Source organism: Microcystis sp. LE19-131.1A, assembly GCF_027532015.1.
GTDB lineage: Bacteria > Cyanobacteriota > Cyanobacteriia > Cyanobacteriales > Microcystaceae > Microcystis > Microcystis ichthyoblabe_A.
Window position 1 is genome coordinate 1 of record NZ_JAPZSS010000099.1, and the last position, 14,694, is coordinate 14,694.

The 14,694-nt window shown below is 44.0% G+C and carries 17 protein-coding genes; 6 read left to right on the top strand and 11 right to left on the bottom strand.

What is annotated here, in order from left to right; genetic code table 11:
* Positions 1 to 222: 222 nt before the first annotated feature.
* Complete coding sequence (locus O9323_RS08685) at positions 223 to 720, bottom strand: 2TM domain-containing protein (RefSeq protein ID WP_002791820.1); 498 nt, start codon at positions 718 to 720, stop codon at positions 223 to 225.
* A 60-nt stretch (positions 721 to 780) separates the two neighbouring features.
* Positions 781 to 2,118 (bottom strand): FADH(2)-oxidizing methylenetetrahydrofolate--tRNA-(uracil(54)-C(5))-methyltransferase TrmFO, encoded by a 1,338-nt coding sequence (gene trmFO, locus O9323_RS08690; RefSeq protein ID WP_004159022.1) that lies wholly within the window; start codon positions 2,116 to 2,118, stop codon positions 781 to 783.
* A gap of 241 nt (positions 2,119 to 2,359) precedes the next feature.
* Between trmFO and O9323_RS08695 the strand changes: the two genes are divergently transcribed.
* The gene (locus O9323_RS08695) at positions 2,360 to 2,638 is read left to right on the top strand and encodes a hypothetical protein (RefSeq protein WP_002778592.1); all 279 of its coding nucleotides are present in this window, start codon (positions 2,360 to 2,362) and stop codon (positions 2,636 to 2,638) included.
* A 118-nt stretch (positions 2,639 to 2,756) separates the two neighbouring features.
* Here O9323_RS08695 and O9323_RS08700 read toward each other — a convergent pair whose 3' ends face one another.
* Positions 2,757 to 3,836 carry a PIN/TRAM domain-containing protein gene (locus O9323_RS08700; protein ID WP_024969898.1) on the bottom strand — a complete coding sequence of 360 codons (1,080 nt, stop codon included), beginning with the start codon at positions 3,834 to 3,836 and terminating at the stop codon, positions 2,757 to 2,759.
* Positions 3,837 to 4,210: 374 nt separating this feature from the next.
* Between O9323_RS08700 and hemW the strand changes: the two genes are divergently transcribed.
* The gene (gene hemW, locus O9323_RS08705) at positions 4,211 to 5,383 is read left to right on the top strand and encodes a radical SAM family heme chaperone HemW (RefSeq protein WP_288124968.1); all 1,173 of its coding nucleotides are present in this window, start codon (positions 4,211 to 4,213) and stop codon (positions 5,381 to 5,383) included.
* Between the two features lie 17 nt (positions 5,384 to 5,400).
* Here the strand turns inward: hemW and O9323_RS08710 are convergent, their stop codons facing one another.
* Positions 5,401 to 5,721: a cupin domain-containing protein gene (locus O9323_RS08710; RefSeq protein ID WP_004159018.1), complete on the bottom strand. Its 321-nt coding sequence runs from the start codon at positions 5,719 to 5,721 to the stop codon at positions 5,401 to 5,403.
* Positions 5,721 to 6,293 (bottom strand): shikimate kinase, encoded by a 573-nt coding sequence (locus O9323_RS08715; protein ID WP_149107811.1) that lies wholly within the window; start codon positions 6,291 to 6,293, stop codon positions 5,721 to 5,723. Before O9323_RS08715 ends, O9323_RS08710 begins: the two co-directional genes overlap by 1 nt.
* A gap of 233 nt (positions 6,294 to 6,526) precedes the next feature.
* On the opposite strand from O9323_RS08715, the gene O9323_RS08720 reads away from it, so the two are divergent.
* Positions 6,527 to 7,600, top strand: a complete 1,074-nt coding sequence (locus O9323_RS08720; protein WP_002737757.1) for a Gfo/Idh/MocA family protein — start codon at positions 6,527 to 6,529, stop codon at positions 7,598 to 7,600.
* A gap of 51 nt (positions 7,601 to 7,651) precedes the next feature.
* Here O9323_RS08720 and O9323_RS08725 read toward each other — a convergent pair whose 3' ends face one another.
* Entirely contained in the window at positions 7,652 to 7,987 is a 336-nt protein-coding gene (locus O9323_RS08725; protein WP_004159012.1) for an excalibur calcium-binding domain-containing protein, read from the bottom strand.
* Positions 7,988 to 8,080: 93 nt separating this feature from the next.
* Positions 8,081 to 9,385 carry a histidinol dehydrogenase gene (hisD, locus tag O9323_RS08730; protein ID WP_287233138.1) on the bottom strand — a complete coding sequence of 435 codons (1,305 nt, stop codon included), beginning with the start codon at positions 9,383 to 9,385 and terminating at the stop codon, positions 8,081 to 8,083.
* A 66-nt stretch (positions 9,386 to 9,451) separates the two neighbouring features.
* On the opposite strand from hisD, the gene O9323_RS08735 reads away from it, so the two are divergent.
* From O9323_RS08735 to murB, 3 genes are all read left to right on the top strand, one after another.
* Complete coding sequence (locus tag O9323_RS08735) at positions 9,452 to 10,138, top strand: hypothetical protein (protein ID WP_069474945.1); 687 nt, start codon at positions 9,452 to 9,454, stop codon at positions 10,136 to 10,138.
* A gap of 241 nt (positions 10,139 to 10,379) precedes the next feature.
* The gene (gene murC, locus O9323_RS08740; protein WP_004158996.1) at positions 10,380 to 11,807 is read left to right on the top strand and encodes a UDP-N-acetylmuramate--L-alanine ligase; all 1,428 of its coding nucleotides are present in this window, start codon (positions 10,380 to 10,382) and stop codon (positions 11,805 to 11,807) included.
* A gap of 99 nt (positions 11,808 to 11,906) precedes the next feature.
* Positions 11,907 to 12,785 (top strand): UDP-N-acetylmuramate dehydrogenase, encoded by an 879-nt coding sequence (gene murB / locus O9323_RS08745; RefSeq protein WP_288124966.1) that lies wholly within the window; start codon positions 11,907 to 11,909, stop codon positions 12,783 to 12,785.
* A gap of 185 nt (positions 12,786 to 12,970) precedes the next feature.
* On the opposite strand, the gene O9323_RS08750 is transcribed toward murB, so the two are convergent.
* From O9323_RS08750 to O9323_RS08765, 4 genes are all read right to left on the bottom strand, one after another.
* On the bottom strand, positions 12,971 to 13,516 hold the full coding sequence (locus O9323_RS08750) for a hypothetical protein (RefSeq protein WP_353851590.1): 546 nt from the start codon (positions 13,514 to 13,516) through the stop codon (positions 12,971 to 12,973).
* 29 nt (positions 13,517 to 13,545) lie between these two features.
* Positions 13,546 to 13,992, bottom strand: coding sequence for a Tse2 family ADP-ribosyltransferase toxin (locus O9323_RS08755; RefSeq protein WP_004158993.1), 447 nt, complete (start codon positions 13,990 to 13,992; stop codon positions 13,546 to 13,548).
* 6 nt (positions 13,993 to 13,998) lie between these two features.
* Complete coding sequence (locus O9323_RS08760; protein WP_004158989.1) at positions 13,999 to 14,262, bottom strand: KH domain-containing protein; 264 nt, start codon at positions 14,260 to 14,262, stop codon at positions 13,999 to 14,001.
* 286 nt (positions 14,263 to 14,548) lie between these two features.
* A complete protein-coding gene (locus O9323_RS08765; RefSeq protein WP_288124969.1) occupies positions 14,549 to 14,680 on the bottom strand; it encodes a helix-turn-helix transcriptional regulator in 132 nt (43 codons plus the stop codon).
* Positions 14,681 to 14,694 lie beyond the last annotated feature (14 nt).

The window sequence follows — 14,694 nt, forward strand, 5'->3', positions numbered from 1 at the left end:
ATTAGAGAAGATGCAAGGGTGATGCAAGGGTGATGCAAGGGTTTTAAGAGATTCTAGCAGATTTAAGTGCATTTGGGAAGCTCTCAATCAAGCTAAAAGCCCTTTCCTGTAAGGTTTTTACCATTATTCAGCAAACCCTAAGTAGTTGTGAAAAGCCCAACTTTGTGTCCTTTGTGTCTCTGTGGTTCACAAAAACAAAAAAGGCTTAATTTGGCAACACTATTAAAACTGTAAAAACTTTTTAACTTGTGTCCAAAGATTGGTAAAAGACTCTTTCATTTCCTCCTTAATTTTCCAGCGTTTAAATGCTTCTTCGTAGGCAATTCCTTGATTTTGAAAAGTTTTCCAAGCAGAAAGGGAAAGAGGTAAACCCATCAGCAAAAAGATATAAATTGCCCAAGAAATTGTTCCCGAACTAATTAAATTAATGATAATAAAAAAACTATTAATAATCAGATAGCGAACGGTTTTATTTTTTAGCTCCTCGCGACGAAAGCGATCGAATTCTTGCCGTTTATAACTGAGCATTTTTGACTCTTGCCAGTCCTTTTCCGCCGCTTCTAAGTCTTTAACTTCAATAGCTAAATCGTCGGCAATTTCTAACAACTGTTGACGGGTAATTTCTCCCCTATCCCCTTGACGGGAGATAGCCAAATAGAGAATTTCCTGCACATCCTCTTGACTGTAGGATTGGGGAGGGAAAAAATCGGGGTTTGGCATAGCGATAGAGAAAGAAATAGGTTCCTTCTCTATTATGGGCGATCGATTAGCGATTGACAGTTAGACGAGACAGGGAGTTTTTAACTGATTCATCCATGCTTCTAAATCCTGCAAAGAGCGATTGGCATATTGACCGTAACGTTCCCGTTTATTGCGGATTTTTCTGGTAAAATTCGGCAAAATGCCAAAATTTGGCGGCATCGGTTGAAAATGTTTCGGTTCGGCACTGCTGATAAACTCAAATAATGACCCCATCATCGTTGTGGTTGGCAATGTCACCGTTTCTAATCCTAAAGCTAAACGAGCGGCATTAGTTCCCGCTAACCATCCCCCAGCAGCCGCAGCCGTATAGCCTTCCGTGCCGATTAACTGTCCTGCCGCTAATAGCGTCGGTCGCGATTTAAACTGGAGACTGGAGGATAATAACTGGGGAGAATTAATAAAGGTGTTTTTGTGCATCACCCCCATGCGGACAAATTCGGCCTTTTCTAACCCCGGAATCAGACGGAAAACTCGTGTTTGTTCACCCCATTTTAAATTAGTTTGAAATCCCACCATATTCCACAATTGCCCCGCTTTATCTTCCATTCGCAACTGTATAACTGCGTAGGGACGTTGATCCGGATATCTGGGATCCGCTAATCCCACCGGTTTCAGGGGACCAAAACGCATGGTATCCTCTCCCCGACAGGCTAATTCTTCGATTGGCAGACAAGCCTCGAAAAATTTGGCATTTTCTCGCTCAAAATCCTTTAATTCCGCTTGTTCTGCTTGTTTTAACTCTTGCCAGAAATGCAGGTATTGTTCCCGATCCATGGGACAATTGAGATAGGCGGCCTCACCTTTATCGTAACGGGAGGCCAGAAAAGCGATCGATCGATCGATCGATTCCCCTAGAATAATCGGACTAGCGGCATCAAAAAAACTCAGATAGTCCAGGCCGGCAAAATTTTGCAGATCTGCGGCCAAAGCAGCACTGGTTAACGGTCCAGTGGTTAAAACGACGATACCATCCCGGGGAATTTCCGTGATCTCCTGACGTTTTAAGGTGACTAGAGGGTGGTTAGCCAAGATTTCCGTCAAATTTCGACTAAAGACCCCTCTATCGACCGCTAAAGCCCCTCCTGCGGGGACACTATGCTGATCGGCCTGGGCAATAACTAGAGAATTTAAGCGTCGTAATTCTTCATGGAGTAACCCGGTGGCGCGATCCACCGCCATGGCACCAAAGGAGTTACTACAGACTAATTCGGCTAAAAATTGGCTATGGTGGGCGGGACTAGAGCGAATTGGGCGCATTTCGTACAGGATCACGGGAATACCTGCTTGGGCTATCTGCCACGCCGCCTCAGTCCCCGCTAATCCTCCACCAATTACATGAATAGGGCGATCGATCATAGTTGGGAGAAAATGGCTAGAGTAGGATTATTTTAGCGTTAGTTCCGAGTCACCAAAAAATAGGGCCAGCCTAGTGCGATCGCATAAAGATTGGGGCTGATCACAAACTCAGGTTATAATTAAAGAAGGGATAGAATATTATATTTTATCTCGTCACGGTTTTTGCTTTCGAGAAGGTGGCAACACCGCCCCACTTTCTCACCATCTCCTTCCAGATGGGCTAGTTAGCGGTTTGACTTCTATGAACACCAATTATCTTGAAGAATACCAAAAATACCTAGCCGAATGGCAGAAAATGCTTCTGTCCGCTTGGGGTAATGGTCTTCCCTCGACTACACCAGTGTTTGAGTTTCCAGAAACTTTGGTTAAATCCCTCGAATATCAACAAGAATGGGTTAAATCCTACCTAACCGCCCAAGAAACCGCCACCAAAGTTGCCCTCGATAGTCAGAAACAATTCTGGGATAGTTATTTCGGTTTTGCTCGTCAGTCCATGGCTGTAATCAATAAACCAGCTTAATTAGGTATCAATTGACTAGATAGTTCGATTGGTGACTTAACTTCCCTTAAAAAATGAAATTCCTCAAATACAATCCCCTCTGGCTCTGTATTTGAGGCTTTTTTGGGTTTTATTACCTTTAGGCAATCAGGGAATTTTGGGGTTTAGCAAAAATCATCCGTCCGGCCGAGGTTTGCAGTGCAGATGTCACCACTACCCGCAATTCTCCCCCTAGATAATCTTTTCCTTCTTCTACCACCACCATCGTGCCATCTTCTAGATAACCGATGCCTTGGGTGGGTTCTTTTCCTGCTTTGAGAATTTTCAGATCTAACGTATCCCCAGGCAAGTAGATCGGGCGTACTGCTTGGGCGAGATCATTGACATTCAAGATGGTGACTTTTTGCAGATTGGCCACTTTACTGAGATTGTAATCGTTAGTGAGCAAGGTGGCGTTAATTTCTTGGGCAAGATGGACTAATTTAGCATCTACGGTGCTAATATCCTCATAATCGGCGGGATGAATGATAATGCGCTCGGGGAATTCTTGCTGCATCCGGTTTAGGATATCTAATCCGCGTCTTCCTCTAACTCGTTTTTGGTCGTTACTGCCATCCGCTAACTGTTGCAATTCCTGAAGGATAAATTGGGGGATGAGTATCTGTCCCTCGATAAATCCCGTGTCTAACAATTGTTCGATACGACCATCGATAATACAACTGGTGTCAACAACTTTAGTGGCGGCCGCTTGCAGGGTTCCTTCTGCCACTAGAATTGATTCCATACTATTGGGGTTAATCAGACGCAGAAAAGTGCGACCGTGGGTATCAGCTAAACTAACCCCCAGATAGGAAAACATAATACTGCCTAAAATAGCGATTATCGGCTTGATAAACGAGAATTCTCTGGGAATCGGTAGGAAGAAAATCGGAGCTAGGATCAGATTAGCAATCAACAAACCAATAACTAGACCGACCGAACGGGTTAAAATAACTTCGATCGGAGTTTGCCGTACTTGGGTTTCTAGACGACGATAGGTAGTTTGGGCAACTAAACCAAGAGCTAAACCAATAATTGAGGCAAAACCCGCCGATAACCAGCGTAAAGCTTCAATATTGCTGATTTGCGACTGGACAGTAACCGGCAGCAAGTCAACACCACTATAACCAATACTGGCAACAGCGAAGACGAATAGTAAAATTATGACAGCATCAAGCATGGGGATAATACCAGAGAGGATAGGGGGGAATGATGATAGAAAAATAATGAGTATGGATGCTTTTCTATTATATCTGTGGGTTTCTCCTAATTTGTGTCGGGAAAGTTGCCTCCATTCTAGGAGATGTTCTCCCCAGCCATAATACATCTTAACGAAGATAAACGAAATTATAGCCGTCGGGAGTCAGCCTTGAATCAGTTATCAGTTATTAGTTATCAGTCATCAGATACGAGTTACAGCGTTTCTCAGATAGATGAGGTTCGTTCTTGCATCTAAAATACTTGATTAGCAAGGCTTAGTCTGTACCTCACCTTGACGAGAAAGGCTGTATGAGTTCACTGATTACTGATTACTGTTCACTGATAACTGCTTTAATGCCCTATTTTCACCCCATAACCTCGGTTTATATTCATATTCCCTTTTGTCGTCGGCGCTGTTTTTACTGTGATTTCCCGATTTTTGTCGTCGGTAATCGCACCAATCCGGCGACTTTTCCCCCTGTGGTGGAGTATGTGGAAATATTACAGGAAGAAATTAGCCTTAGTCAGGGGACGGGGAAACCCCTAGAAACAATTTTTTTTGGGGGGGGGACTCCTTCCCTGTTACCTGTGGAATTATTAGGATCGATTCTGGATACTTTAGCCAAAAAGTTTGATTTTGCAGCCGATATAGAGATTTCTATGGAGATTGATCCGGCTACCTTTAGTTTAGAACAATTACAGGGTTATCTTAGTGCGGGAGTCAATCGGGTTAGTTTAGGAGTACAGGCTTTTCAAGAACCATTATTACAGGTTTCTGGTCGATCGCATACTGTTAAGGATATCTATCAGGCAGTGGAATTAATTCAGGGATTGGGAATAGTTAACTATAGTTTGGATTTGATTTCAGGATTGCCACAACAAACCCTGACAGATTGGGAAAATTCCCTAGAAAAAGCGATCGAACTGCAACCGGCCCATCTTTCCTGTTACGATTTGGTCTTAGAAGCGGTTACTCCTTTCGGTAAACAGTATCAACCGGGGAAAAAACCCTTACCCGATGATGAAACCACGGCGAAAATGTATGTTTTAGCTGGTGAAAAACTAGCTTTAGCCGGTTATCAACATTACGAAATTTCTAACTATGCCAAACCGGGTTATCAATGCCGACATAATCGAGTTTACTGGGAAAATCGTCCCTATTACGGTTTTGGTATGGGGGCCGCTAGTTATCTTCATCAACAACGTTTTACCCGTCCGCGCAAAAGTCGCGACTATTTCGCTTGGGTAAAAGAAGGCTGCCCAATTGACGTGGAGAAAAATAGTTTTATCGATGATCTTCTCGAAACCTTAATGCTAGGGTTAAGGTTAGGGTCAGGGGTGAGTTTACCCGCGATTGAAGCTAATTTTGGTCCGGAAATCAAAAAAGCAATTTTAGAGGTCTTAGAGCCGCATAAACAGCGTAATCTAGTAATAATTGAGGGGGATACCAGGGTAAGATTAAGCGACCCCGAAGGTTTTTTGTTTTCTAATATCGTTTTAACCGATTTATTCGATCGCTGGCAATAGTCAGGAACTATATTTTACTAGCGATAATAGATAGCTAACCAAATACAAGGGGGATTATTGCTAGTAAATTCGACGCGGTGTTTTTGGTGAGGAGGAATCAAGAGATAATCCCCCGCTTGCAGATTAACTTGGCTGCCATCTTCATAACTAATCTCAGCGTATCCCTGTAATAAAATCACCCATTCAAACTCAGATTGATCGTACCATTGACCCCGGGGAGTGGTTTGACCGGTAGAAATAATTCTTTCTAGACGAATAGCTTGACTTTGAGCTAAAATTTCCAGAATTTCTCGGTCGGGAATTAGTTCAGGTAAATCAAAAATTGAAGCTGCTATCATTAGTTATTGTCTCTTTCTGGATGAAAATCTTTAATCACCGTCGGTATTGCTGTTAAAATTTTCTCAACGATATCAGTAGGTCTATCTAGGTCATAAACAACAATCCGAAGATCTGCTTCTGCATAAAGTCCTCGTCTTTGTTCTAATAATAATTCCAGTTTACTTTCTAAATCAGTGGACTCCAACAAGGGACGAGAGGTATCTTGTTTTAAACGTTTAACCAAGATTTCTAGGGGAACATCTAACCAAATCATTAAACCGTGACGAAGATAACTCCAATTCATCGGTTTTAAAACCATCCCTCCCCCGGTGGCAATCACAGTTTTAGTCAGAGAGGATAATTCGGCCAAAACTTGGGTTTCTAACTCCCGAAAAGTCGCTTCTCCCTCGTCGACAAAAATTTCCCTGATTTTCTTTCCCGCGACCCTTTCTATTAATATATCTGTATCAAAAAAACGATATTGTAACCGTCGGGAAAGCAACTCTCCCAGGGTGGATTTGCCAGATCCCATCATTCCTAGCAAAAAAACACTTAATCCCCGTAAGGAGTTAAAATCCGTTGAATTGTCCATAGTTAAAATTTAGCTGAATGTAGTCCTCGCTACTAAGGGACGATGTTTTGATAAGCATTTGGGAGTGAAAACCGCCAGATGGAATCAGAAAATCTTCTCAGAACCCCCATTGACACCGACATCGTGTCAGAATCTGGATAACCATGATACCATCTTGGTAATTAATGGACAAAATCAGCTTGATTAATTTAATCAAGTGGTGTGGGGAGTGTGAACACAGGAGTCTAAAATTCATGTCCAATCAACCAGCAAACTTTCCGGGTAATAGAAATCAACTCAAACCGATTAAAGTCGGGGTTATCGGGGTCGGTAACATGGGACAACACCATAGTCGCATCCTGAGTTTATTAAAAGACGTGGAATTCGTCGGGGTGGCCGATGTCAACGTCGAAAAGGGTCTGGAAACTGCCAGTAAATACCGAGTCCGTTTTTTTGAAAATTATTTAGATCTCTTACCTAGGGTAGATGCGGTTTGTCTCGCTGTCCCCACGCGGTTACACCATCGAGTCGGGATGGACTGTCTGCAAGCGGGAGTACATACCTTGATCGAGAAACCGATCGCCGCTAGTATTAGTGAAGCGGAATCTTTAGTCAACGCGGCAGCAGATCATGATTGTATTCTGCAAGTGGGTCATATCGAGCGTTTTAATCCCGCTTTCCAAGAGTTATCGAAGGTCTTGAAAACCGAGGAGATTTTAGCGATTGAATCCCATCGCATGAGTCCCTATTCCCAGCGCGCTAATGATGTGTCGGTGGTGTTAGATTTAATGATCCACGATATAGATTTAATTTTAGAATTAGTCGCCGCTCCCGTGGTGAAATTAACCGCTAGTGGTAGTCGCGCTGCCACTGATTCCGGTTATCTCGATTATGTCACTGCAACCCTTGGTTTTAGTAATGGAGTAGTGGCTAATTTAACCGCTAGTAAGGTGACTCATCGCAAGATTCGTCGTTTAGCAGCCCACTGTAAAAATTCTCTCACGGAAGCGGATTTTCTCAATAATGAAATCCTCATTCATCGGCAAACTACCGCTAACTATAGCACCGATTACGGTCAAGTTCTCTACCGTCAAGATGGTTTAATTGAAAAGGTTTATACCAGCAATATTGAACCTCTACACGCGGAATTAGAACATTTTGTTCATTGTGTGCGCGGTGGGGACCAACCTTCTGTCGGTGGGGAACAAGCTTTAAAAGCTTTACGATTAGCTAGTTTAATCGAACAAATTGCCCTTGATGGTCGCGTTTGGCAACAATCGGACTGGAATTATCAATATCTTAATTCTCCCGTGATTACTGCTTCTTGATTGTTTTCACCCCGATTCTTTAAGTGAGAGAATTGGGGTGAGGAAACAAAATTAGTTATCTGGAGAACTTTCCCAACATTTTTCTGAGGATTTTTTTCCACACCATTGACTTTCACAGGGAACTCCATCACCGTCTCCATCCATTTTGACATTGGGGCAATTTCTCAAGAAAAAAGTCGCTTCTGCACAGGAGGTCATCTGGGAACAGTGAGTTCTACCATCGCACCGAAACTGTGGAGAAGGACTAGGTTTTTTCTGGGGAGTGGGACGATTATTGTTGTTAGCTACGGCTAAATTATTGAGGGTTTGATTGCCAGAAATTGGTGATTTTATTGATATTTGTTCGCTCAGAAAACCCAGAATTAAAATAACAACTACTTTTTTCATAAAATGCTTGCCTGATTCTCTGCTCTTATCATAGTAACAGATAGGAGACAGGATAATAAATCAGAGTTATTCCCCGTTTCCTATTCCCCCTATTTAGAGTAAAAATTCCCTGTGTTGAATTGCTAATTTATGGGCGGGAAAACCTTCGTACTCGGCTAAAGTTTTCGTGGTTTCTTTTAACTTTTCAAAGCCTTCGGAGGTGACATAAGCCAAAGTGGAGCGCTTGAGAAAATCATAAACCGAAACCGCCGAATAGGAACGGGCAAAACTTCCCGTCGGCAGCACAGCATTGACTCCGATGGCGTAGGTAGCCATAGAGGAAGGAGTATGATTTCCCAGGAGAATTTCGCCAGCATTTTTAATCTTGCCCAGAATGGCAAAAGGATTACTAACTAAAAGCTCTAGATGTTCCGGGGCGTACTCATTGACAAAATCGAGGGATTGCTGCAAACTATCGGTTAAAATTATGCCCCCATAGGCGGCTAAACCCGCCTCACAAAATTCCCGTCGCCAATCTGGGAGTTTTTGCAGGTATTCCTGAGCGTATTCACTAGCAGCGATCGCAACCTGTTCACAATGAGTGACTAATAAAGCCGCCGAATCCGCCCCATGTTCCGCTTCAATTAATAAATCCAAGGCCGCTAAACGGGCATCGGTGGACTCATCGGCCAAAACTATCGACTCACTTGGACCTGCCGGCAAACCCACATCCACAGTACCGAACAGTAACCGCTTGGCCGCCGCCCCATAGACGCTGCACGGACCTGTAATTTTGTCAACCCTTTTGATATTTTTTGTTCCTAAAGCTAAAGCAGCGATCGCTTGTACGCCCCCTAACTTATAAATTTCTCTGACTCCAGCCATGCGTGCCGCCACCAGAGACACTGGCTCCACGTTGCCCTGTTTATCGGGGGGAGTGCAAACCACCACTCTTTCCACTCCTGCCACCATTGCCGGTATAGCTAACATTAACATCATCGAAGGAAAAGCACCGCGGCCCCGGGGAACGTATAAACCCACATTGGGGATAGGAGAGATTTTTTCGCCAGCAAAGACACCGGCTTCAATTTCTGCCAGTTGTATTTCTTCCGGCATTTGGCGACGATGTACCTCTTGAATATTCCGAAAAGCCTGTTCAATGGCGGTTTTTACTTCTGGTTCAATTAACTGAAAAGCCCGCTCAAATTCTGCCTCGCTGACTTTGATATTTTCTACCGTCGCACCTTCGTAGTCAAAACGCCGCACATAGTCCACAACGCCGGCATCCCCCCGTTCGCGGATGGTTTCTATCACCGTTTGAGCGACTTTTAGGGCGTTATCAATATCTAACTCGGCTCTTTTCTGAAGTTTTGCCCGTTCCGCATCACTTAATTGCGAAAGTTTTAATATTCTGACCACTATTGCTGCTCCTACTGCCCCCGTCCTCTCAAGAATAGCGGGGAATCTGAATCTTTTTTGATTATAATGCAGATCATGTTTAAGCTCTCTTGCTGTTCTGTAAATGCGATCGCTCTTAGTTTATTATGGGGGGCGATTGGTCCGGTGTGGGCAGAAACGGATTTAGACCTAGATCCGAAAATTCGGCAAGAAAGCCCGGTTTTAGAGCGTTGGTTAGAAAAAATACCCGATATCGCCGAAGATATTCGCCGCGATCCCAGTTTTCGCACTCGTATCCGCTTGGGATATGCAGAGTTTCCTTCTAGCGATAATTCCAGTGGCGTGATTTTGGGGGTAGAAGATGTGTTTTTCGGTCAAACCAGTTTAACCCTAAGCGGCGATTATCAGACGGCTTTTAACGGCAAAAGGACGGCAATAGGAGGAAATTTACAATACTATCTCCTCCCTTTGGGTGATTATGTCAATCTAGCTCCCATGGTGGGCTATCGTTACATTCAAACAGGAAATTACAGCACCGATGGGCTTAACTTAGGATTAAAGCTCAAATTAGCCCTTTCTCGCACGGGAGCCGCAGATATCACCGTCAGTCAGAGTTTTATCTCCCCCGGTGGTGATAACGAGGTGGGATTGACTACTCTTTCGGTTGGTTATGCGATTACCTCTAATTTACGTTTAGCTGCCGATATTCAAGCCCAAAATTCCCGCGCTCGCAAAGATAGCTCCGTGGGAATTTTACTGGAATGGCTGCCCTAATTAGGTTCGTGGGGGCAGCTTGTGGGGTGTAGGGTGTAGGGTTTTACCGATTTTGGGGACGTTTGGCAAAGCTCAGTAAAAAAAAGGAATTGGGAGAAAAAATTTTAATTCTGCGTCAAGGATGTTGCAAGGTGACTGGGCAACATTTGGGAATTCTGCTCAAATGCCCCTATCATGAGGTTGACTTTATTACCGATCGAGTTTAAAACTTATATAATCGTGGGTTTGAGGAGTGAAAAAAGTGAAAAAAGTTAATTTTAACGGCCAACCTTTCCATTTTATCGGTATTGGCGGCATTGGGATGTCAGCCCTCGCTTATATCTTAGCCAAACGCAATTTACCCGTGTCTGGCTCCGATTTACGTCCTACTCATATCACCCAACGGCTACAGGGAGCGGGAGCGCAGATTTTCCACCGTCAAGAGGCAAATAATTTAGCTTTATTTCATTCTCCTGGCCTTCAAAACAGTAGCCAAACAGTTCCGCAAGTAATCTGCTCCACGGCGATTAATGACCATAACAAGGAATATCAAGCGGCCAGAGACTTAGGATACCCAATTTTTCACCGTAGCGATGTTTTAGCGGCTTTAATTGCTGATTACGACAGTATCGCTGTCGCTGGAACCCACGGAAAAACCACCACTAGCAGCCTAATCGGTTACGTTTTGTTAGAAGCGGGATTAGACCCCACAATCATTGTCGGTGGTGAGGTGGACGCGTGGGAAGGTAACGCTCGTCTTGGTCAAGGTCGTTTTTTAGTGGCAGAGGCCGATGAGTCCGATGGTTCCCTAACCAAGCACGCCCCAAAAATCGGCGTAATCACTAATATTGAGCTAGATCACCCCGATCATTACCAGAATTTAAGCGAAGTTATCGATACTTTCCGTGAATTTGCCGATCAGTGCCAGATTTTAGTCGCTTGTTTAGATTGTGACACGATCGCCGAGCATTTCCGTCCGACAATTAGTTATAGTCTCGATCCCGAAAAAGGTGCGGATTACACCGTCAGCGAGATTATCTATGAACAGGGAATGATGAAAGCTTCCGTCTGGGAAAAAGGCAGTTATCTGGGACAAATGGAGGTGAAAATCCCGGGGCAACATAATATTAGTAATGCTTTGGCAGTGGTTGCCATCGGACGTTATCTCGGTTTAGAATTTGCTGTTATTGCCGATGCGATCGCTACTTTTGCCGGAGCAAAACGCCGTTTTGAACACAAGGGAGAGGCAAACGGCATTACTTTTATCGATGATTATGCCCACCATCCTAGCGAATTGTTGGCCACGTTAGCGGCGGCAAAATTGAAGGTAGAAGGCAAACAGTACCAACGTTCGATCGCTATTTTCCAACCCCATCGCTACAGTCGCACCACTGCCTTTTTGGAGGAATTCGGCTCCGCTTTCAGTTCTGCCGATGTGGTAGTCTTAACGGATATTTATAGTGCCGGGGAAGTGAATATCAATCACGTCACTGGGCAGCAAGTGGCTGAACAGGTGAGAAAACACCATAAAAACGCCTACTATCACCCCGAATTGAGTTCTTTAGGTCAATTCCTGTTAGAAATTCTCCAACCAGGGGATCTAGCCCTCTTCCTCGGCGCTGGCAATCTCAATCAAGTTATCCCCGAAATGCTCTCTCATTACCGCGAACAATTGGCAGTTAGAGTATAGGATTCAGTTATCAGTTATCAGTTATCAGTTATCAGTTATTATGTTTACTGATTACTGATTACTGTTCACTGAAAATGCTCCCCAACCCCCTAAAACCCTATGATTAAAACCTCTGTTTCTCTAGCTGATTTCACTTCCTACCGGGTGGGGGGAAGAGCGCAATGGTATGCCGAACCAGTTAATCTAGAGGAATTAAGAGAAGTGTTCGCTTGGTGGCGATCGCAAGATTTACCCTTGACTGTTTTGGGGGCTGGTTCAAATTTACTAATCAGCGATCGAGGTTTACCCGGACTTGTCCTCAATACTCGTCATCTGCGATCGAGTTGTTTTGATGCCGAAACTGCTACGATTACAGCAGCGGCGGGGGAACCCCTGCCAAAAATAGCTTGGAGAGCGGCAAAAAGGGGCTGGAGGGGCTTAGAATGGGCGGTGGGTATCCCCGGTACGGTGGGGGGGGCTGTGGTGATGAATGCGGGCGCACATACCTCCTGTGTGGCGGATCGATTAGTGCGGGCGCTGGTATTAAATCCCGATGGTCAGTTAGAAACTTTAAGCAAAGAAGATTTAAATTATAGTTATCGCAGTTCTTCTCTGCAAGGGGATCAACGTTTAGTTATCGAAGCTACATTTCAGTTAGAAGCTACCGATAATCGCGAGGAAATAATGGCAATTACTACCCATAATTTACGCCATCGCAAAAATACCCAACCCTATGATCGTCCTAGTTGTGGTAGTGTTTTCCGCAATCCTAAACCGCAATTTGCTGGGGCTTTAATTGAGGAAATGGGATTAAAAGGTTATCAAATTGGTGGGGCGCAAGTATCAGAATTACACGCTAATTTTATCCTGAATATTGGTTCAGCAAAAGCCTCGGATATTCTGCGTTTAATTCGTCATGTGCAGGAACAAGTGTTCGATCGCTGGTCTCTCTGGTTAGAACCAGAGGTGAAAGTTTTAGGGGAATTTGACGGGATTTAATTATTTTTCTCGATAACGGTTGAACTCAGCCACGATAGGCTGGAGTGCGACGGCAAATATTTTTATAATCCTCTAGCATGGTGCGTTCCCCAAAAATCTATTGGTGGGGCAGTAGGAGCCACATTAGGGAACGCACCCTACAAGATTGCGATCATACTAACAGTGGGAGCAGTGTAACGGTCTAGTTATACCGTCTTCGCTTGTGAGGTTAACTTAAGCAGTTCATTAAGCTTATTTTTTAAGTTTTGGGATACCATAAGCGGATTGTAGACTTCTCCTGCGTAGGGTTGCCAAACATAACTAGAACTAAAGGGGCGCAATACTGACAATATTCCTAGCTCTTGTTCGAGTGGTTTTGCTAAAACCAGTCCTGGGATAGATAAGTTAGATGATTCTTCAATAAGCTCGCTGTAAGTTCTAAATTCATCGACTTCAACACCAACCAGTGCATAACGGAATGGGGGAGCAAATCGTAGGGACTGATATAGTAAGATACCTAACTCTGTCATTGAATATGCACTTTCAGGGCTGTCTATTCCCACTTCGCTAAGATTACTTGGTGAAACACGACACCACCAATTTTCTTCTATATCTTGGAATATATCTGTGTGACACTGGCAATGGCGACCAGTTGACAGCAACCATGATATTCCCTCAAAATGCTGAGCAAATTTATAGGCGTTGCTCTCATCCGAACCACATTCTGCCGATAGACTAAATATCCATGCCATTTTGATAGCCTCCCATTGTGTGTCTGCCACTAATCAACCTTTTCCCAATATTTTTGGGTGTTTGCCAATGCTGCCTCGTACTTTTCCAGAGCCATTGTAACTCTTGGCATGATGCTAACGTGAGTTGGGCTATCTTGGACAGCCTGTAAATCCCCTGTGATATGGCTATCGTCAATTTGCCATAAAGGGTCTTTGCCAGTTCCACCAAAACTGGCAGGTTTGCGAAATGCTGGTAAACCTTCAATGGATAGGGCAACAGACATTCCCTTTGTGTCCCTAATGGCAACCGTTACAAGATCGCCATGCAACTTAAGCTGTGGATCTGGTAACAAATAGCTTTGTTCATCTAGGCAACCTACTGGCATTTGCTGAATGTTTATATCGATATTAGGTCTAACCCCTAATAATCTGGCACTACGACCAATTTTGGGTCTGTCGTTTTGCTCTGCCATTCCACGATAGTAGAGTTTCGCCATCACCCACTACTTGTATTTTACCTTTAGCTTCATTGTACCTGAAGCACCAACAATAAACTCAATTGGGACACCATCAACGTCTGAAGATAGACCAACACCAGCTTTCTGAGACATTGTAATCTCTATTTCATCAACACCATTTTCTTTTCCTGCTCGAATAATGTCGATCGCTACTTTTGTTTGTTCTGCAATCTCTTTTTCGTTAGCAGCTGATGTAAGAAGGGAAATACCGTCCAAAACAAGTGCTACTGGAAGCGCCAAAGGCACCATTGCAAGCTAACTATTCAGCGCTTTATGCCGTTTTTCTGGCGTTGTGATGTCAAACTCGTTGGATTCACTCATACTCATTGGCTGGGTTCTATATAGCTATCGATTAACGAAGTGTTAGAATACAAACACATAATATCACGCCCAAAAGCGTGTTAGCCAGATTAGCCTACTGCTAGTGGAGCGGTAGGAGCCACATTAGGGAACGCACCCTACAGCGATGGCGATCTGCTATGCAGTGCCTTCGGCATCGCACTGGGGTGTTGAGTCCGTCGGCTGCAAACCCTGGTTAGACAACTGATAGCCGTTTGACTTTGATATTGCCAATTGTCTGCTCTGCTTGCCATAGATCGTATTGCATTTGCTGATTGAGCCAACTTTCAGGAGATGTATCGAAAGCTTTCCCTAAGCGAATTGCCATTTCGGGGCTAATAC